The following is a 17662-nucleotide window of genomic DNA, read 5'->3' on the forward strand; positions in this document are numbered from 1 at the left end:
GGATAACATGGTGTCAGCAGTCAAGCGCCTTGCGGCGGGACTACTCGCAGTGGCCGGTGCGGCGTCCGTCGGGTGGGACGGTGCAGCGGAGGCCCAGACGTCGGTCAAGATCGGTTATGCCATCTCGCGCACCGGCCCCGCCGCCGGCGGCGCCGCGGTGACGACGATTCCGAACTACGAGCTGTGGGTCAAAGAGGTGAACGCCGCCGGCGGGCTCAAGCTCGGCGACAAGCGCGTCCCAATCGAGGTCGTCCAGTATGACGACCGGTCGAGCGCCGAAGAAGCCGCCAAGGCGCTGGAGCGGCTGATCACCCAGGACAAGGTCGATTTCATCCTGCCGCCCTGGGGCACCGGCCTGAATCTCGCGGTCGGCCCGATCCTGAACAAGGCCGGCTATCCGCACATTGCATCGACGGCCGTGACCGACCGTGCGCCCGAACTGGCGAAGCGCTGGCCCAACAGTTTCTGGCTGCTCGGCACCAGCGCGGACGCCGCGAAGACCCTGGTCGAGCTGCTGGTGAAGCTGCGCACCGAAGGCAAGATCGGCGACACCGTGGCGATGGCCAGCATCGCCGACGGCTTCGGCATCGATCTCTCTGGTGCCGCCAGACCAGCTCTTACAGCCGCCAAGTTCAAGCTCGCCTATGACAAGACCTATCCGGTCGGCACCCAGGATCTCAGCCCGATCATCAATGAGGTGAAGGCGCTGAACCCCGACGTGTTCATCGCCTTCAGCTATCCGCCGGACACGATCGCCATCACCGAACAGTCACGCATCTCCGGCTTCAATCCGAAGATCTTCTACACCGGTGTCGGCACGGCATTTCCGCTGTTCAAGCAGAAATTCGGCGCCAACGCGGAAGGCGTGATGGGCATCGGCGGCTGGAATGGCGACAGCCCGGCCATCAAGGACTATCTGGCGCGGCACAAGGCGTCGGCGGCGAATGGCGCGGAGCCGGATCGCTGGGCCAGTGCGGTCACCTATGCCGGCCTGCAGATGCTGCAGCAGGCGATCGAGCGGGTTGGCAAGGTCGATCGCGCTGCGGTCATCAAGGACCTGCAGAGCGGCACCTTCGACACCGTGATCGGCAAGGTGAAGCTCGAGAACAACATGCCGACCAAATACTGGTGGGTCGGGCAGTGGCAGGACGGCGAGTTCTACGGTGTCGGCCCGTCGGGTAACGAGGGCGCACGTGCGCCGGTCGTGCCGAAGCCGGCATGGAAGGCGCAGTGATCGCGTCCCTCCTGCATCTGGTCTGACAGAATGACAAACGCGGTTCTCACCGGCCTCGTGCTGGGCGGCATGTACGCGCTGATCGCCATGGGATTGACCCTGCAATATGGCGTGGCGCGGATCATGAACCTGTCCTATGGCGAGTTCCTGATCGGCGCGGCCTTTGCGTCCTATTGGCTGTTCACCGGCTGGGCGCTCAATCCGCTCGCAGGACTGGCGTTTGTTATTCCGATCAGTTTCGGCATCAGCTATCTCTTGTATCGCGTGTTGCTCACGCCGCTGGTGCGCCGCGCGCGCACCCGCGACGCCCTTGAGGTCGATAGTATCCTGGCCACCTTCGGCATGATGTTCATTGTGCAGGGCATCATGCTGACCATGTTTGGCGGCGCTTACTTCAGTTACTCGTTCCTCGCTGTGCCGGTGACGATCGTCGGCGAGGTGCTGGCACTGAACCGCCTGATCGCATTCGGGCTTGCGGTCGTGGTCGGCCTTGCGCTCTATCTGACGCTGACCCGCACACGGATCGGGACGTCCATCCGCGCCGTAGCCGTCGATCCCATCGCAGCGCAGCTTGTTGCCATCGATGTCACCAGGACATCGGCGCTGGCCTTTGCGCTCGGCGGCGCGCTGGTGGCGTCTGCCGGCGTGCTGATCAGCATGTTCCTGACCTTCAGCGCCACTTCCGGCGTGGTGTTCACCATGAAGGCGCTGATCGTGGTCGTGATGGGCGGCGTCGGCAATCTGCTGGGCTGTCTCGTCGCCGGGCTGGCGCTGGGACTGAGCGAAGCGCTGGTGGCGACCTTTATCGATCCCGGACTGACGCTTGCTGTTAACTTCGCGCTGTTCCTCGGCGTGCTGCTGGTGAAGCCGGCCGGCATTTTCGGGAGGGCGCAGCGATGAGCCGTACCCAAATGACCACCGGTGCGATCTGTCTCGCAGCCGTGGTTGCGCTCGCATTCGTCCCGATGATTGTCGATGCCTATCACCTCGCGCTCGCGATCAGTCTCTTGCAATTCACGGTGCTGGCGACGGCATGGGGCATGTTCTCTGGCCCGACGCGCTATGTGTCGCTGGCGACCACAGCCTTCTTCGGTGTCGGCGCATACACCGTCGCCGTGCTGGGCGAGCAATTGCCGTGGTCGCTGGTGCTGCTGATCGCGGCTGCGATCGGCGCGGTCATGGCCGTCATCGTCGGCCTGTCGACGCTGCGGCTGAGCGGCGTGCATTTCGTCATCTTCACCTTCGGTCTCGCCGAACTCGTGCGCCAGATCGTGGTCTGGTACGAGGTCAACAAGACCCGCGTGCTCGGCCGTTACGTCTTTGTCGATATCACCCAGAACGACATTTACTGGCAGCTGCTGGCGCTTGCCGTCATCGTGTTCGGTACCGGCTGGCTGATTGCCCGCTCGCGCTTCGGCTTCGCACTGCGCATCATCGGCGAAGACGAGGCCGTGGCACGACACTGCGGCATCAATGTCACCATCGCCAAGGTCGCGCTGTTCACCATCACGGCCACCTTCATGACGCTGGTCGGTGCGATCATGGCGCCGCGCTTCACCTATATCGAGCCATCGATCGCCTTCAACGCCACCATCTCCTTCGAAGTGGTGATCATGGCACTGCTTGGCGGCGCCCACCGCCTGTGGGGGCCGGCGCTCGGCGCCATTCCGCTGACGTTGCTGTTCGACTTTCTGTCGGCGCGCTTTCCCAGCACGTCGACCTTGATCATGGGTGTGGTGTTTCTCCTGATCGTTTATGCGCTGCCATCAGGCGTGGTCGGCCTCTGGGAGAAGTTGAAAGCCTGGCGACCCACGGCGTCGAAGATGCGGGGAGCGCAGGCATGACCCCCAGCGCAACGCCAGTCCTGCGCATCGAAGGCCTGACCCGCGCCTTCGGCGGTCTCGTCGCCGTTAACGGCATCGACCTGACGGTGCATGCCGGCGAGATCGTCGGGCTGCTCGGTCCCAACGGCTCCGGCAAGACCACGGCGCTCAACCTGATCTCCGGCGTGCTGTCGCCGAATACGGGCGTGATCGCTTTTGCTGGCCATGACATCGCGGGATGGCCGACCCATCGCATCGCGCGACTCGGTTTGGCGCGTACGTTCCAACTGGTGCGCGTGCTCGACGGCATGACCTGCGGGGAGAATGTGGAGGCCGGGCTGGCCTTTCATCATGCGCCGCTTGCACGCGACGCGATGGCTGCGGCTGCGGCCGGCCTGCTCGCGCGGGTCGGTCTCGCCGGATTTGGCGGACGGCCCGCATCGGAGCTCACTTATATCGACCGCAAGCGGCTTGAACTGGCACGCGCGCTGGCGCTGCAGCCGCGCCTGCTGCTGCTCGACGAATGGCTCGCCGGTCTGAACCCGTCCGAATTGCTGATCGGGATCGAGCTGATCCGATCGCTCAAACAGGAGGGGCTGTCGATCCTGCTGGTCGAGCATGTGATGGATGCGATCCGTTCGCTCTGCGATCGTTGCGTGGTGATGAGCAGTGGCCGCAAGATTGCAGAAGGGCCTGTAGCTGCTGTGCTGAGCGACCCCGCGGTGATCGAAGCCTATCTGGGAGTGCCGGCGGATGCTTGAGGTCTCCAATATCAGCGTCACCTATGGCCAGCATCACGCGCTGAGCGATGCGGCGCTGCATGTCGAGCGCGGCGAGATCATTGTCATTCTCGGCGCCAATGGCGCGGGCAAGTCATCGTTGCTCAAAGCCATCGCCGGCTTGCTGCCGTCACCAGCCAAGATCGTCAAACTCGCCGGTCGTGATCTGTCCCGTCTGCCGCCTCATGAGATCGTGGAAGCCGGGCTTGCGCTGGTGCCGGAAGGTCGCGGCGTGTTCGGCGAATTGACAGTGGCCGAAAACCTGTTGCTCGGCGCCAACCCGAAGCGTGCGCGGGCGGTCGAGGCAGCGCAGCGTGCCAAGGTGATGACGCTGTTTCCGCGGCTTGGCGAACGCTTGGCGCAGACCGTGCGCACCATGAGCGGTGGCGAGCAGCAGATGGTAGCAATCGGTCGTGCGCTGATGTCGAACCCCGACATTCTTCTGCTCGACGAACCGTCGCTCGGTCTGTCGCCGTTGCTGGTGCGGGAATTGTTCGCCGCCTTGCGTAAGGTGCGCGAGACCGGCGTCGGCCTGTTGCTGGTCGAACAGAACGCACGCGAGAGTCTGGCTATCGCCGATCGCGGCTATCTGATCGAGAACGGCAAGATCACCGGCAGCGGCACCGCCGCAGCCCTGCAATCCGACGACGCCGTGCGCCGCGCCTATCTCGGCGGGCTCGCCAGCGGCGCGGCTTGAAATTCAAAGAAACATCCAACGGAGGACATCATCATGAACCAGATCAATCTGCTGCTCGAGAACCAGGATGTGCAGGCCATCGACGGCGCGACATTCGATCGTCTCAATCCGATGACCGGCGATATCGCCTCGCGCGCCGCGGCAGCCCAAATCGCCGATGCCAAGCGCGCTGCCGATGCTGCCGCCGCTGCTTTCCCTGCGTGGTCGGCGACCGGCCCGGGCGCACGCCGCGCCGTCCTGCTGAAGGCGGCCGATATCCTTGCCAGCAAGGCGCCTGATTTCATTGCCTTGATGGCGTCGGAAACCGGCGCGACTGCCGGCTGGGCCGGCTTCAATGTTCATCTCGCCTCCAACATGCTGCGCGAAGCGGCATCGATGACGACGCAGATTTCCGGCGAGGTCATTCCATCGGACAAGCCCGGCTGCATCTCGATGGCGATCCGCCAGCCCGCGGGCGTCGTGCTCAGCATCGCGCCGTGGAATGCGCCGGTCATTCTGGGCGTGCGGGCTGTGGCGTTGCCGCTGGCCTGCGGCAATACGGTAATCCTGAAGGCATCGGAAATCTGCCCGGGCACACATCGGTTGATCGGCGAGTGCCTGCGCGAGGCCGGTCTGCCGCCTGGCGTACTTAATGTGATCACCAACGCGCCGGAAGATGCGCCCGCGCTGATCGATGCACTGATCTCGCATCCCGCCGTGCGCCGGATCAACTTTACCGGTTCGACCCGCGTCGGCCGCATCATCGCAGAGACCGCCGCCAAATATCTCAAGCCAGTGCTGCTTGAACTCGGCGGCAAGGCGCCGCTGGTGGTGCTCGACGATGCTGATCTCGATGCAGCAGTGGCGGCCGCGGCCTTTGGAGCATTCATGAACCAGGGGCAGATCTGCATGTCCACCGAGCGGCTTGTTGTCGATCAGAAGATCGCCGACACCTTCGTGGCTAAGCTCGCGGCCAAGGCGGGTAGCCTAGTCGCCGGCGATCCGCGCAAGGGCGATACACCGCTCGGTTCACTGATCGGCAGGGATGCTGCGGGTCGCATGCAGGCGCTGATCAAGGACGCCGTGGGCAAGGGTGCCCGTGTTGTGGCGGGTGGCAGCGTCGATGGCACGCTGATGTCGGCTACAGTACTCGATCACGTTACCTCGACGATGCGGATCTACAATGAGGAGTCATTCGGGCCGATCGTGAGTGTCGTGCGCGTCGATGGCGTGAACGAAGCCGTGCGCGTTGCCAACGATACCGAATACGGACTATCGGCGGCGGTGTTCGGCCGCGATATCGCCCGGGCGCTGGAAGTCGCCAAGCGGATCGAGTCCGGCATTTGCCACATTAACGGCGCGACCGTGCATGACGAGGCGCAGATGCCGTTCGGCGGGGTGAAGGCGTCGGGCTACGGTCGGTTCGGCGGCAAGGCCGGCATTGCCGAATTCACCGAACTGCGCTGGATCACCATCGAGACCGGCCCGCAGCACTATCCGATCTGATCGTGTCCGTTACACGCGGCCGTCAGAAGCTGACGGCAGCGTAGGCCTTGCTGATATCTGCAGCTGCGTGCTGCAGATGCTCGCGCAACCTGATCTGGCTGGCTTTCGGCGTGCGGAATGCCGGCGTCACGAAAGAGATTGCGGCGATCACGCCACCGGAATCGCGGACGGGAACGGAGACGGCATAAACATGCGGTGTGATTTCCGCGCGCGACTCCGACCATCCCTGCTCGCGGATCACGGCGAGCTCGCGCACCAGCAGCCTGCGATGGGGTGCGAAGCCGGGATCGCGCCGAACGGCGTCGTCGAGGATTGTCTCGCATTCAGCTTCGGGCATATGCGCGAGCAGCATTTTCGGTCCGGCACCGCGGTGCAGCGGCAAGGCCGTTCCAACCTCGAAGGTCAGGCGAATGCGTGACGACGATTCGGCGCGCTCGATACACACGGCGCGATCGGCCGAGCGGCGCAGCAGGATGATGGTTTCTCCGACCTCCTGAGAGACGCGCTTCATGAAGGGGCGCGCAATGGAGGCAAGGTCGGTGCCGGCGCGGGCCGCCTGAGCCAGGCCGATGACGCGTGGCGCGAGCACGAACGAGCCGCGGCCGTCTTCGTCGATGAGGTCGGCTTCGCGCAAGATGCCAATGTACCGATAGGTCGACGACAGTGGCACCCCGATCTGTTCAGACAGGCTTTCTGCGGAATGCCTCGGACGATCGGTGGAGAAGGCCAGCAAGGCGCGAAGTATCTTTCGCGAACTGCCATCTGCAGCAGCAGGACGGTCCGTCTGGTCGACGCGTTTCGACGCAGTTGCGGCTCTCTTGATGGCCAACGGAACCTCCATTCGGTAATGCTTGCCAATGGAAACGGCAGCATGTGGATATCATTTGCGCACCAACAAACATTGCCGTGCGCGTGCCTTCTTATAAGATAAGATAGTGTTCTCAGCAATTGAGAAGTAGCAAATCAGCCCATGAAGCTTCCGCCGCTGGACTATATTTGCCCTGCTACGCTGCCCGAGGCGATCGCCGCGCTCGCGGTTCATGGCGGCAATGCCAAGGTGATCGCGGGTGGGCAGAGCCTGATGCCGATGCTTGCTTTCCGGCTGGCGGCGCCAAGCGTGCTGGTCGATATCGGACGGCTGCCAGATCTCAAAAGTATCAGTATTTCCGCTGAGGGCATCGACATTGGGGCCCTCGTGACCTGGCGGGATATCGAGCGCGATGCGCAGCTCGCACAGGCGCATCCGCTACTGGCGGCGGCCATCGCCCATGTCGCGCATTACCAGGTCCGTAACCGCGGCACCGTCGGCGGGAGCATGGCCCATGCCGATCCGGCCGCCGAAATGCCGGGCATTGCGGTGACCTGCGATGCGATGCTGACGATCGTCGGATCGACCGGGACCCGCATCTTGAGCGCAAACGAGTTCATCACCGGCGGCCTCAGCACGGTTCTGGGGGCCGACGAAATCTTGACCAGCATACGTCTGCCGCTCTGGAAGAAGGCGCGGCGCTGGGCCTTCGAGGAACTCGCACGCCGCCGCGGAGATTTTGCGCTGGCGGGTGTTGCCGCATTCTACGACATCGACGCGCAGGGCCTGGCGCATAATGCGCATATCGGGGTGATCGGCGTTGCCGATCGTCCGATGCGGCTGCCCGGTGTCGAGGCCATCCTCGATGGTCGTCGGATCGATGCCGACGTGATTTTGCAGGCCGCGGCTGTCGCACGGGATGCGGTCGATCCCGCCGATGATATCCACGCGGAAGCCGCCTATCGCCGCGATCTTCTCGGCGTGTTGCTGGAGCGGGCGCTGGCGCGCGCAGCCAATATCACTCTGCCGGAGGCCGCATGACGTCGGCCCGTCCCGTCCATTTCACCGTCAACGGTGCCGCGGCGACCGTCACAGTCGAACCTCGCACCACGCTGGCGGATGCGCTGCGCAACGAGCTCCGCCTGACCGGCACGCATCTGGGTTGCGAGCACGGTGTCTGCGGTGCCTGCACGGTCATCGTCGATGGCGCCGCAGTGCGCGGCTGCCTGGTGCTGGCGGCGCAGGCAGAAGGACGCGAGATAACCACCGTCGAGGGTCTTGGCAGCGCCGCACATCTCAGTGCGTTGCAGCTTGCGTTCCGCAAGCATCACGCTTTGCAGTGCGGCTTCTGCACTGCCGGTATTCTCACGACGGCGCATGCATTGCTGACCGAAGAGCCGCATGCGGACGAGGACCGCATCCGCGAGGTGATTTCCGGAAACCTATGTCGCTGCACCGGTTATCTGCCGATCATCGCGGCGATCATGGAAGCCCGTATTGCCTATCGCGACGTGCAATGCGAGGCGGCGCAATGAGCGATGTCGCCAAGCTCCTGGTCGGTAGCGCAGTCGAGCGCATGGAGGATGCGCGCTTCCTGTCGGGATCCGGCAATTTCGCTGACGATCTCGCCGTCGAGGGCATGCTGCATGCGGCGATCCTGCGCAGCCCGATCGCGCATGCGCGGATTGTCGCCATCGATGCATCGGCGGCACTAGCGATGCCGGGCATTCATGCCGTGATCACGGCTCGCGACATCAGCGACACCATCCCCATCATCCCGCTGCGCCTGGCGCCGCTGCCCGAATTCGAGCCATTCCGCCAGCCCGTCATCGCAAGCGACAAGGTGCGCTATGTCGGTGAGCCCATCGCTGTCGTGATCGCCGACAGCCGCGCACTGGCCGAGGATGCGCTGGAGAGGATCGGCATCGAATTTGAAGCGCTGTCCGCAGTCACTGAGCGCGGCGCAAGTGAAACCCCGCTGTTCGACTTCGCCGAAGATAACGTTGCGTTGCGCTACGATGCCGGTTTTGGCGATGCCGATGCGGCCTTCGCGGCGGCGGACTATGTGCGCACCGAGCGCTTCAGCGTGCAGCGCCACACGGCGCTGCCGATGGAGACGCGGGGCCTCCTCGCAGAATGGAATTCATCGGCGGGTCGACTCGTCGTCACAGGCGCGACAAAGGTCACGTTCTATAACCGCCGCGCGCTGGCGCAGATGCTGGGCCTTCGCGAGGATGATATCGACCTGATCGAGATCGATGTGGGCGGCGGCTTCGGCGTACGCGGCGAATTCTATCCCGAGGATTTCCTGATCCCCTTCGCTGCCCGCAAACTGGCACGCCCGGTCAAATGGATCGAGGATCGCCGCGAACATCTGATGGCGATCAATCACTCACGCGACATCGCTTGCGAATTGTCGCTCGCCTGCCGCAGCGACGGAATGATGCTGGGTTTGCGCGGCCGGGTATTCGCCGATATGGGCGCCTATATCCGCACCAATGGCGGCGTGGTGCCGGCCAAGGCGGCGCAGTTTCTGCCCGGCCCCTATCGCATCCCCCATGTCAGCGTGTCGGTCGAAGCTTTCATGACCAGCAAGACGCCGGTCGGCACCTATCGCGGGCCGGGCCGCTTCGAGGCGAATTTCTTTCGCGAGCGGCTGATCGACATGGCTGCGACCGATCTCGGCATCGACATCGCCGAATTCCGGCGCAAGAACCTGATCACCGAACAGGAATTGCCTTATCCGATCGATGGGCTCGTGCCCTATGAGGGGCCGACATCCTACGACACCGGCGACTATGTCGAGGTGTTCGAGCGTGCCTTGAAAGAGATCGGCTGGCACGAGAAACGTCATCTGCAGGGTAAATTGGTTGATGGCGTACGTCATGGCATTGGGCTCGGCTGTTTCGTCGAAAGCGGCGGTGCCGGCCCGAAGGAAAACGCAGCGCTTACCCTTGAAAAGGATGGCTCGCTGACGGTGGCAGTCGGCTCATCCGTGCTGGGGCAGGGATTGGAGACGGTGCTCGGCCAGATCGCGTCGGATACGCTGTCGATCCCGTTCGATCGCATCCGTGTGCTGCATGGCTCGACCACGCTGCTCGATGAGGGCTTTGGCACCTATCATTCGCGTGCGGTGGTGATGGGCGGTTCGGCCGTGCTCGATGCCGCCACCCGGCTGCGCGAGAAGATCCTGCAGCAGGCGTCCAATCACCTGGGTAGACCGAACAGCGAGTTGAAGATCGTTAATGCGAATGTCATCGCTGACAATGGCACATCCGTGTCATTCGCGACGCTCGCAGCCGGGCGCGAATTGCAGGCAGACGGCACATTCTCCAACGATGCGCGCACCTACAGCTACGGCACCCATGCGGCGCATGTCACCGTCGACCCGCGCACGGGCGCGGTGAAAGTTCTCGATTACATCGCGGTCGAAGATGTCGGTCGCGCCATCAATCCGGCCATCGTGCACGGACAGGCGATCGGCGCCATCGTGCAGGGACTGGGTGGCGTTTTCCTCGATCATCTGATCTATGACGAGCAGGGACAGCTCTTGAACGCCTCTCTGGCCGATTATCTGGTGCCGACCGCGAGCGACTTTCCGGTGCTGCGGGCGGTGACGCTGGAGCTGCGGCCGTCACCGAGCAACCCGCTGGGTGCAAAGGGCGCGGGCGAGGGCGGTATCGTTGCTGTGGCCGCAGCGACGGCCAATGCGGTGGCGGCAGCGCTGGCGCCGCTCAATGTCGAGATTCATCACCTGCCGCTGACGCCGCCGCGTCTGTGGCGCCTCATCAAGGACGCGCGCGAGCGCGCGAGCAACGCTGCATAGGGACCGATTGTGCCGATCGATATCCACGCCCATTATGTGCCGCCGCAGCTGCTGTCCGCGATCGATGGCCGCGGCGCCTATTGCGGCGTGAGGCTGCTGCCAGCCGGGAATGGCAAGCCGCCGGCCCTCGGCTTCGATTATGGTTTCAGGGTTCGGCCGTTCTTCCCGCAACTGGTCGAGCCGGTTGAACAACGCCGTGCCAGCCTCGACCGCCAGGGTCTCGACCGGCAGCTCGTCGCCACATGGCCTGATATCTACGGCTACGGTCTGGCGAAAGATGCCTGCGCGCATTGGCACCGCATGCTCAACGATACGCTGGGCGAGTGGTGCCATACGAACAATGACCGCTTTTCCTTTGTCGCATCGGTGCCTTTAGCCGACGCCGCCGATGCCGCGGCTGAACTCGATCGCGCCGTTGGCCTTGGCGCTGTTGCGGTCATGGTCCCGGCCAATGTTGAAGGCGTCAATATCGGCGAGAAGCCGCTCGATCCGTTCTGGGCCAAGGCGGAAGCGTTGGGACTGCCAGTCATCCTGCATCCCGTGCTGGTGGATGCTGCGCCGCGTGCCGCGAAATTCGCGCTGACGCAGATCGCGCAATACACATTCGACACCACGCTCGGCATTGGTTCGATCATCCTCTCGGGTGTGCTCGATCGCTTCCCGGCGCTCTCGATCGTCCTCAGCCATGGCGGCGGCACATTTCCTTATCTGCTGGGTCGCTTCGATGTGATGCATGCGCGGATGGATCGCGCGGGGCAGGGCGATGTCGCGCAATGCGACCCGTCGGTCTACGCATCGCGCATCGGCTATGACAGCATCGTGCATGCGCCGAAAGCGTTGCGTTTCCTCGCCGATACCGTGGGCATCGAACGTGTGGCGCTCGGTACTGACGAGTCCTTCCCGCCGGCGGATCGCGATCCCCTCGCCAGCGTCAAGGCTGCGGGCTTTTCCGCTGCCGATATCGAACTGATTACCGAAACCAATCCGAGGCGTCTGTTTCCACGCTTGCCCTGAGCTGCGGTGCGTTCTGCCGTATCATCTTCATGCGAGATAAAGAGGACCGATCATGCTGAAACGTCTGCTTGTTGCCGCCGGTGTTGCGATGTCGATGCTGGGTCTTGCGAACGCCCAGGAGATGAAGACGGTCAAGGTGGGGACGACCAATCTGTCGTCGGATATCGGCCTATTCCTCGCTGAGAAGCGCGGCTACTTCAAGGAAGAGGGTGTCAAGGTTGAACTGATACCGTTCGACTCCGGCGCCAAGATGGTTGCGCCGCTCGGCGCAGGCGATCTCGACGCATCGGCAGGCGCCGCCTCCGCCGGGCTCTATAATGCTGTCAATCGCGGTCTCAAGCTGAAGATGGTGGCGGACAAGGGCACCAATATCGCCGGTTACAGCTACAAGGCGCTGATGGTGCGCAAGGATCTGATCGAGTCAGGTGCGTTCAAGTCGCTTGCGGATCTCAAGGGCAAGAAGGTCGCGATCATCGCCAATGGCGCGGCCGATGAGTCGGTCATCAATCAGGCGCTGAAAAAGGCCGGTTTGAAGGACGAGGATATCGAAAAGGTCTTCCTTCCGTTCCCGCAGCATCTCACCGCCTTCGCCAACAAGGCGATCGACGCGGCGATTTCGGCGGAGCCGGGCGTGACGGCGATGGTGCGCAACAATGTCGCTGTGCGCTTCACCGGCCTCGACGATTTCTATCCAGTGCAACAGACGGCGATGCTGCTGATCAATGGCAAGTTCGCCGAGGACCGCAAGACGGTCACGGCGTTTCTCAAGGCCTATCTGCGCGGGGTGCGCGCCTATGCCGCGACCCTCAAGGACGGCAAGATCGCGGGTCCCGGCGCCGAGGACATGATCAAGGACATTGCCGAGATGACGGGCATCAAGGACACGGCGCTGCTGCATCAGATCGTGCCGGTGTTCATCGATCCCGACGGTCAGATCAATCTTCCCAGCGTCGAGACCGATCTTGCCTATTTCAAGTCGCGCGGGCTGGTCACCAGCGACATCGAGGCCGCCAAGGTCGTCGACATGTCCTATGTCGATGCACTGAAGCCAGTCCTGGGGCCGTTCGCACGGCCCAAGTGAAACGGTGAAGAGAAGTGTGGCGATGACGGTGCAGATGTCGACAGCAGCAATCGGGGACAGCGGGCCAGCGCCCGCGCCGAAGATCAGCCTGCGCGACGTCACCAAGCGTCACGATGCACGGCTGGCGCTGGACCGGATCACGCTCGATATCCCGACCAGCACCTTTTTCGTGGTGGTCGGCCCGAGCGGCTGCGGCAAGACGACCTTGCTGCGCATGCTTGCCGGGCTGGATGCGCCATCGGAGGGCCGGATCGACATCGCCAATCCGCAGCCCGGTCATCCACAGAGCGCCATGGTGTTCCAGGGGGACTCGTTGTTTCCCTGGATGACCGTCTGGGACAACGCGGCCTATGGCCTGACGATGCGCAATGTTCCGAAGGCGCGCATCGATGACGTGGTCGGGCACTACCTGAACAAGACCGGCATGTATGGTGCGCGCACGCTCTATCCGCATCAGCTCTCCGGTGGCATGCGCCAGCGCGTGTCGATCGCGCGCGCCTTTGCCAACGATCCCGATATCCTGCTGATGGACGAGCCGTTCTCGGCGCTCGACGAGCAGAACAAGACATTGCTGCACGAAGAGCTGCTGCGGATCTGGGAAGAAACCCGCAAGACTGTGGTCTTCATCACCCACAGTGTCGATGAAGCCGTGACGCTCGGTGATCGCATCATGGTCATGACGGCGGGGCCGGGGCGCATCAAGACCATCGTGCCAGTGGATCTGCCGCGGCCGCGCAATGTCGTCGAGCTCCGGCATACCCCGGCTTACGGCGAACTGGTCTATGACATCTGGGCGCAGCTCCGCGAAGAGGTCGATCGCGCGCGCAGCCGCGAGCCGGGGAGCAAGGCATGAGTTCGGTTCGCACCCGTTCACTGTGGAGCGACCGCGCCATCAGCATCCTGTCGCCGCTGGTGCTACTGGGCCTATGGGAAATCTGCGCCCGCACCGGCATCGTTGATGTCAGGTTCTTTCCGGCGCCCTCTAACATCATTGGGCATCTGTTCGAGCTCGCTTCCTCGGGCGCGCTGTGGCGTCATGTGGGAGCCAGCCTGTATCGCCTCGCTGCCGGTTTTATCGTTGGTTGCGTGCCGGCCATCGTGATCGGGCTTGCCATCGGGCTCTATCGCCCCGTGCGGGCCGCCTTCGATCCGCTGATCTCGGCGACCTATCCGATCCCGAAAAGTTCGCTGCTGCCGCTGATCCTGCTGATCTTCGGTCTCGGTGAAAGCTCGAAAATCGCCATGGTCGCGATCGGCGTGTTCTATCCGGTGGTGATCAATACAGCCGCCGGCGTGCGACAGATTGCGCCCATCTTCCTCGATGTCGGCCGCAATTTCGGCGCCAGCCGCTTCAACATGTTTCGCACCGTGGCGCTGCCCGGCGCATTGCCGCTGATCATGACCGGCATCAAGCTCGGCGCCGGCATGGGGCTGGTGCTGATCGCCATCGCCGAGATGGTCGGCGCCAAGCAGGGGCTCGGCTACATGATCTGGAATGCGTGGGAGCTGTTCGACGTCCAGACCATGTATGTCGGCCTCTTCGTCATCGCGATCATCGGCTTCGTGATGAATGCGGGCTTCGACGCGCTGGAGCGCGCCATCGTGCCGTGGCGGAACGGCTAGAGCACCTTCAATTGCTCGCTTACGGCCAGCAACTGCCGCCGAATATTGGATGCCGCAGTCACTTCCCAGAACGCGCCGCGCGTCGCCGGGCCGATGGCATAGAAGCCGGGCTGAACATGACCGGCGCTGTCGCGGAGTTCGCAGGTTGGGGTGACATCGAGGCCGAGGCCGTTGAAGCCGGTCCGCGCTTGCCCGGTTGCGAGCAGCGACTTGATGAGCGGATCGCCCAGGCGATCATAGTGCTCTTCCGGGCCGGTACAGTTCAGAATCCAGTTGGTGGCGAGATCGATGGTCTCGCCGTGTCCGCGCTTGCGGATGGTCACGTCATGTCCCGACGGTGTCGCAACTGCACTGGTGATGCGACCCGCGATCACATCGAGCTGCTTGTCTCGCTGCAACTGCTCCAGCAGTTCGGCGACGTCGGGCGCCAGCCGATGCCGATGCACCATCCAGATCGCGCGCAGATGCCGCGCGAAGCGGGCACGTTCGGTCTCAGAGGCATTCCTGTAGAGTTCACCGATGGACAATCGAAACGTGTCGACCATCGTCTGCCATGGAATGCCCGCGGCAACCTTGCGGCGGGTGTCCCTGAGCAATGCCGCCAGAAGCCCCCGTGCGGTGGGATTCGGGAACGATGTCATCGGATCGGGATCGGTCTGTGCCGGCACGTCGATCAGTGGCAGCAATCCGCGCCGCGAGACCATCGTGATGGGCGCGCGCATGCCGCGATGAACGAGATCGATCACCATATCGACCGCGGTGGCGCCGGTGCCGATGACCAGCACGCGATCGTCCTTGCCGATCGGATCGAGCGCGCCCGGCGCCCAGACATTGGTGATCGAGCGCGGCGATGCCTCGATGCCGGGAAATGGCGACGGCGGCTGGTTGCCAAGACAGAGGAACACCAGATCGGCGTCGATGGTCGCGCCCGATGCTGTCGCAACGCGATAGCCATCGCCCTGCCGCGTCACACTCAGAGCCACATCCTGCCGCGGCGTCACGCGTCCGCTGCCCGTCAATTCGTTGAACTTCGTCGAGATGTAGTCGCCATAGACCCGGCGGGGCACGAATGAGGTTGAATAGTCCGGCCAGTTTGCCTGGCCCGTCTCCGTCAACCATTCGACGAAGCCGTTATCTTCGGCGCCGAGTCCGCCCATCTTTGAGGCTGGGACGTTGATGCGGTGCCACTTGGCTTTCGCGGAATAGGCGAGTCCGCGCCCGAAGGCGCCATCGCGATCCAGCACGGTGATCGGCCCGATCTGCGGCAGCCTGGCCAGAATGATGCCGGCGAATGCGCCGGCCACGCCGCCGCCGATAACGGCAACGCGCAGAGAATGGGGAGAGGCTGATGTCATGCTGCCAAACGATGCGAGGGAGGGGGTCGAGAGATCAGCTCGGCGGTGCGTAAGCGGCGGGATCGACCGATGCCGGGCGGCCATCGAGTGCGAGTCGGCCGATCCGCGCGGGCGTCTCGGCGATCACCTTGCCGCGGCGCACGACCGCGAGCCGTGTCGCCTTCAGCCGGATCGCCTCGATCGGATCGCGCGCCTGCAGCAGCACGAGGTCGCCATTGCAGCCGACATCGAGGCCGTAGCCGTCGAGGCCCATGATCTTGGCCGGGTTGGTAGTGACGGTGTCGAAACAGAATCGCATTGCATCGCGGCTGGTCATCTGTCCGACATGCAGGCCCATATGTGCGACTTCCAGCATGTCCGCCGAGCTCAGCGAGTACCACGGGTCCATGCAGCAGTCCTGGCCGAAAGCCACGTTAATGCCGTAGGGCCGCATCTCCGGCACGCGGGTCTGGCCGCGGCGCTTGGGGTAACTGTCGTGGCGCCCCTGCAGCACGATGTTGATCAGCGGGTTGGCAATCGCAGCGACGCCGGCCTCCGCGATCAGCGGCAGCAGCTTCGAGACGTAGTAGTTGTCCATCGAATGCATCGAGGTCAGATGCGAGCCGGCAACGCGGCCCTGCAGTCCGAGACGCTGGGTCTCATAGGCGAGGGTCTCGATATGGCGCGAGAGCGGGTCGTCGCTTTCGTCGCAATGCATGTCGACGCGCAGTCCGCGCGCGGCGGCGATCTCGCAGAGTGCCTTCACCGACGCGGCGCCATCGGCCATGGTGCGCTCGAAATGTGGAATGCCGCCGACGATGCTGACCCCCTTGTCGAGCGCGCGCGCAAGATTTTGCGCAGCCGTCGGCGAGCGGAAATAGCCGTCCTGCGGGAACGCCACCAGTTCGAGATCGAGATAGGGCGCGACCTGCTTCTTGACGTCGAGCAGCGCATCGACAGCCAGCAGCCGGTCGTCGCAGATATCCACGTGGGTACGCACCGCGAGCAGGCCCTGTGCCACCGCGAGATCGCAATAGCGCAGCGCGCGTTCGACCAGTGCCTCATAGGTGAGGTGTGGTTTCAACTCGCCCCACAGCGCGATGCCTTCGAGCAGGGTGCCGGAGACATTCAGGCGCGGCAGGCCGAGCGACAGCGTCGCGTCCATATGGAAGTGGATGTCGACGAATGGCGGCGAGACCAGATGCCCGGCGGCATCGATCACGCGTCCGGCTTCTCCCGCCAGATTGGGCTGCACCGCGACGATACGGCCCGCGGCGATGGCGATATCCTGGCCGGTGCGGCCGTCGGGAAGCGTGGCGTTGCGAATGAGGAGGTCGAACGGCATGAAACCCTTGCTGCTGCAGGTGCGATCACCGAATTATCGGCGTTGCGCTGCAGCAATGCAAGACAGTCCCACGCGGACGGGCATCCGCCGGTCCGCGCGGACCGATTTGACCTGTATCAGTGAAACGATTGTTGTGCGGCGCGGAGCAGATCGATCGGGCTCCATGGCTTGGCCATGAACAATGTGCCGTCGGGCAGCCGACGCACGCGAGGCGCACCCGAAGTCACGATCACATGCATATCGGGGAATCGTTGCTTGGCGAGATAAGCGAGCTCAATGCCGTCCATCATGCCCGCGAGTTCCACGTCGGTGAAGACCATCGCAACATTGTCGCCGGATTCCTCCAGTACCAGTACGGCCGCCTCCGCGCTTTCGCATTCGATGACGTTCATCTCGCTCTCTTCGAGCAGCAGGCTGACCAGTGTGCGTTGTGCTTCGTCGTTCTCGACCACCAGCGCTGTCGACCTGTGTGCATAACCCATGGGGGAGCCTCCGTGGTTTGGTTGCGACAGGAGGGCAATGCGTGAGTTCATCAGGGGTTCAGATAAAAGTGAGTTCCCGTGAGCAACAATGTTACTCATGAATATGCGCCGGCGCAGGATGATGTGCCGGC

General features: G+C 63.6%; 17 protein-coding genes. 13 read left to right on the forward strand and 4 right to left on the reverse strand.

The window, feature by feature from the left end; translation table 11 throughout:
* The first annotated feature begins 7 nt into the window (after positions 1-7).
* The 6 genes from LPB73_RS04620 to LPB73_RS04645 are packed head-to-tail and all read left to right on the forward strand — an operon-like array spanning position 8 to position 6018.
* Complete coding sequence (locus LPB73_RS04620; protein WP_231079760.1) at positions 8-1234, forward strand: amino acid ABC transporter substrate-binding protein; 1227 nt, start codon at positions 8-10, stop codon at positions 1232-1234.
* A 30-nt stretch (positions 1235-1264) separates the two neighbouring features.
* Entirely contained in the window at positions 1265-2134 is an 870-nt protein-coding gene (locus LPB73_RS04625) for a branched-chain amino acid ABC transporter permease (RefSeq protein WP_093756755.1), read from the forward strand.
* Positions 2131-3078, forward strand: coding sequence for a branched-chain amino acid ABC transporter permease (locus tag LPB73_RS04630; protein ID WP_231079761.1), 948 nt, complete (start codon positions 2131-2133; stop codon positions 3076-3078). The genes LPB73_RS04625 and LPB73_RS04630 overlap by 4 nt, the downstream gene beginning before the upstream one ends.
* A complete protein-coding gene (locus tag LPB73_RS04635) occupies positions 3075-3818 on the forward strand; it encodes an ABC transporter ATP-binding protein (RefSeq protein ID WP_231079762.1) in 744 nt (247 codons plus the stop codon). The genes LPB73_RS04630 and LPB73_RS04635 overlap by 4 nt, the downstream gene beginning before the upstream one ends.
* Positions 3811-4533 (forward strand): ABC transporter ATP-binding protein, encoded by a 723-nt coding sequence (locus tag LPB73_RS04640; protein ID WP_120291622.1) that lies wholly within the window; start codon positions 3811-3813, stop codon positions 4531-4533. The genes LPB73_RS04635 and LPB73_RS04640 overlap by 8 nt, the downstream gene beginning before the upstream one ends.
* A gap of 33 nt (positions 4534-4566) precedes the next feature.
* The gene (locus LPB73_RS04645; protein ID WP_231079763.1) at positions 4567-6018 is read left to right on the forward strand and encodes an aldehyde dehydrogenase; all 1452 of its coding nucleotides are present in this window, start codon (positions 4567-4569) and stop codon (positions 6016-6018) included.
* A 22-nt stretch (positions 6019-6040) separates the two neighbouring features.
* Here LPB73_RS04645 and LPB73_RS04650 read toward each other — a convergent pair whose 3' ends face one another.
* Complete coding sequence (locus tag LPB73_RS04650) at positions 6041-6847, reverse strand: IclR family transcriptional regulator (RefSeq protein WP_170849559.1); 807 nt, start codon at positions 6845-6847, stop codon at positions 6041-6043.
* 141 nt (positions 6848-6988) lie between these two features.
* On the opposite strand from LPB73_RS04650, the gene LPB73_RS04655 reads away from it, so the two are divergent.
* From LPB73_RS04655 to LPB73_RS04685, 7 genes are read left to right on the forward strand one after another with little or no spacing between them, the layout of a single operon-like run.
* A complete protein-coding gene (locus tag LPB73_RS04655; RefSeq protein WP_231079764.1) occupies positions 6989-7867 on the forward strand; it encodes an FAD binding domain-containing protein in 879 nt (292 codons plus the stop codon).
* Complete coding sequence (locus tag LPB73_RS04660) at positions 7864-8361, forward strand: (2Fe-2S)-binding protein (RefSeq protein ID WP_175368366.1); 498 nt, start codon at positions 7864-7866, stop codon at positions 8359-8361. The genes LPB73_RS04655 and LPB73_RS04660 overlap by 4 nt, the downstream gene beginning before the upstream one ends.
* Positions 8358-10652, forward strand: coding sequence for a xanthine dehydrogenase family protein molybdopterin-binding subunit (locus LPB73_RS04665; RefSeq protein ID WP_231079765.1), 2295 nt, complete (start codon positions 8358-8360; stop codon positions 10650-10652). Before LPB73_RS04660 ends, LPB73_RS04665 begins: the two co-directional genes overlap by 4 nt.
* Before the next feature lie 9 nt (positions 10653-10661).
* Entirely contained in the window at positions 10662-11666 is a 1005-nt protein-coding gene (locus LPB73_RS04670) for an amidohydrolase family protein (RefSeq protein ID WP_231079766.1), read from the forward strand.
* 52 nt (positions 11667-11718) lie between these two features.
* On the forward strand, positions 11719-12747 hold the full coding sequence (locus LPB73_RS04675) for an ABC transporter substrate-binding protein (RefSeq protein ID WP_120291610.1): 1029 nt from the start codon (positions 11719-11721) through the stop codon (positions 12745-12747).
* 22 nt (positions 12748-12769) lie between these two features.
* The gene (locus LPB73_RS04680) at positions 12770-13600 is read left to right on the forward strand and encodes an ABC transporter ATP-binding protein (RefSeq protein WP_231079767.1); all 831 of its coding nucleotides are present in this window, start codon (positions 12770-12772) and stop codon (positions 13598-13600) included.
* On the forward strand, positions 13597-14370 hold the full coding sequence (locus LPB73_RS04685; RefSeq protein WP_231079768.1) for an ABC transporter permease: 774 nt from the start codon (positions 13597-13599) through the stop codon (positions 14368-14370). The genes LPB73_RS04680 and LPB73_RS04685 overlap by 4 nt, the downstream gene beginning before the upstream one ends.
* Here the strand turns inward: LPB73_RS04685 and LPB73_RS04690 are convergent.
* The 3 genes from LPB73_RS04690 to LPB73_RS04700 all read right to left on the reverse strand — a co-directional run bounded on the left by LPB73_RS04690 (position 14367) and on the right by LPB73_RS04700 (position 17531).
* Positions 14367-15725, reverse strand: a complete 1359-nt coding sequence (locus LPB73_RS04690) for an FAD/NAD(P)-binding protein (RefSeq protein ID WP_231079769.1) — start codon at positions 15723-15725, stop codon at positions 14367-14369. The genes LPB73_RS04685 and LPB73_RS04690 overlap by 4 nt on opposite strands.
* A gap of 34 nt (positions 15726-15759) precedes the next feature.
* Positions 15760-17049, reverse strand: a complete 1290-nt coding sequence (locus LPB73_RS04695; protein ID WP_231079770.1) for an amidohydrolase family protein — start codon at positions 17047-17049, stop codon at positions 15760-15762.
* 116 nt (positions 17050-17165) lie between these two features.
* Positions 17166-17531 carry a response regulator gene (locus LPB73_RS04700; RefSeq protein WP_068735283.1) on the reverse strand — a complete coding sequence of 122 codons (366 nt, stop codon included), beginning with the start codon at positions 17529-17531 and terminating at the stop codon, positions 17166-17168.
* Positions 17532-17662: the final 131 nt, after the last annotated feature.

Source organism: Tardiphaga sp. 37S4, assembly GCF_021044645.1.
GTDB lineage: Bacteria > Pseudomonadota > Alphaproteobacteria > Rhizobiales > Xanthobacteraceae > Tardiphaga > Tardiphaga robiniae.

Bases quoted from the DNA above. Each gene is read 5' to 3' on its own strand.
- LPB73_RS04620 (WP_231079760.1), top strand. From the start codon at position 8: ATGGTGTCAGCAGTCAAGCGCCTTGCGGCGGGACTACTCGCAGTGGCC.
- LPB73_RS04625 (WP_093756755.1), top strand. From the start codon at position 1,265: ATGACAAACGCGGTTCTCACCGGCCTCGTGCTGGGCGGCATGTACGCG.
- LPB73_RS04630 (WP_231079761.1), top strand. From the start codon at position 2,131: ATGAGCCGTACCCAAATGACCACCGGTGCGATCTGTCTCGCAGCCGTG.
- LPB73_RS04635 (WP_231079762.1), top strand. From the start codon at position 3,075: ATGACCCCCAGCGCAACGCCAGTCCTGCGCATCGAAGGCCTGACCCGC.
- LPB73_RS04640 (WP_120291622.1), top strand. From the start codon at position 3,811: ATGCTTGAGGTCTCCAATATCAGCGTCACCTATGGCCAGCATCACGCG.
- LPB73_RS04645 (WP_231079763.1), top strand. From the start codon at position 4,567: ATGAACCAGATCAATCTGCTGCTCGAGAACCAGGATGTGCAGGCCATC.
- LPB73_RS04655 (WP_231079764.1), top strand. From the start codon at position 6,989: ATGAAGCTTCCGCCGCTGGACTATATTTGCCCTGCTACGCTGCCCGAG.
- LPB73_RS04660 (WP_175368366.1), top strand. From the start codon at position 7,864: ATGACGTCGGCCCGTCCCGTCCATTTCACCGTCAACGGTGCCGCGGCG.
- LPB73_RS04665 (WP_231079765.1), top strand. From the start codon at position 8,358: ATGAGCGATGTCGCCAAGCTCCTGGTCGGTAGCGCAGTCGAGCGCATG.
- LPB73_RS04675 (WP_120291610.1), top strand. From the start codon at position 11,719: ATGCTGAAACGTCTGCTTGTTGCCGCCGGTGTTGCGATGTCGATGCTG.
- LPB73_RS04680 (WP_231079767.1), top strand. From the start codon at position 12,770: ATGACGGTGCAGATGTCGACAGCAGCAATCGGGGACAGCGGGCCAGCG.
- LPB73_RS04685 (WP_231079768.1), top strand. From the start codon at position 13,597: ATGAGTTCGGTTCGCACCCGTTCACTGTGGAGCGACCGCGCCATCAGC.
- LPB73_RS04690 (WP_231079769.1), bottom strand. From the start codon at position 15,725: ATGACATCAGCCTCTCCCCATTCTCTGCGCGTTGCCGTTATCGGCGGC.
- LPB73_RS04695 (WP_231079770.1), bottom strand. From the start codon at position 17,049: ATGCCGTTCGACCTCCTCATTCGCAACGCCACGCTTCCCGACGGCCGC.
- LPB73_RS04700 (WP_068735283.1), bottom strand. From the start codon at position 17,531: ATGGGTTATGCACACAGGTCGACAGCGCTGGTGGTCGAGAACGACGAA.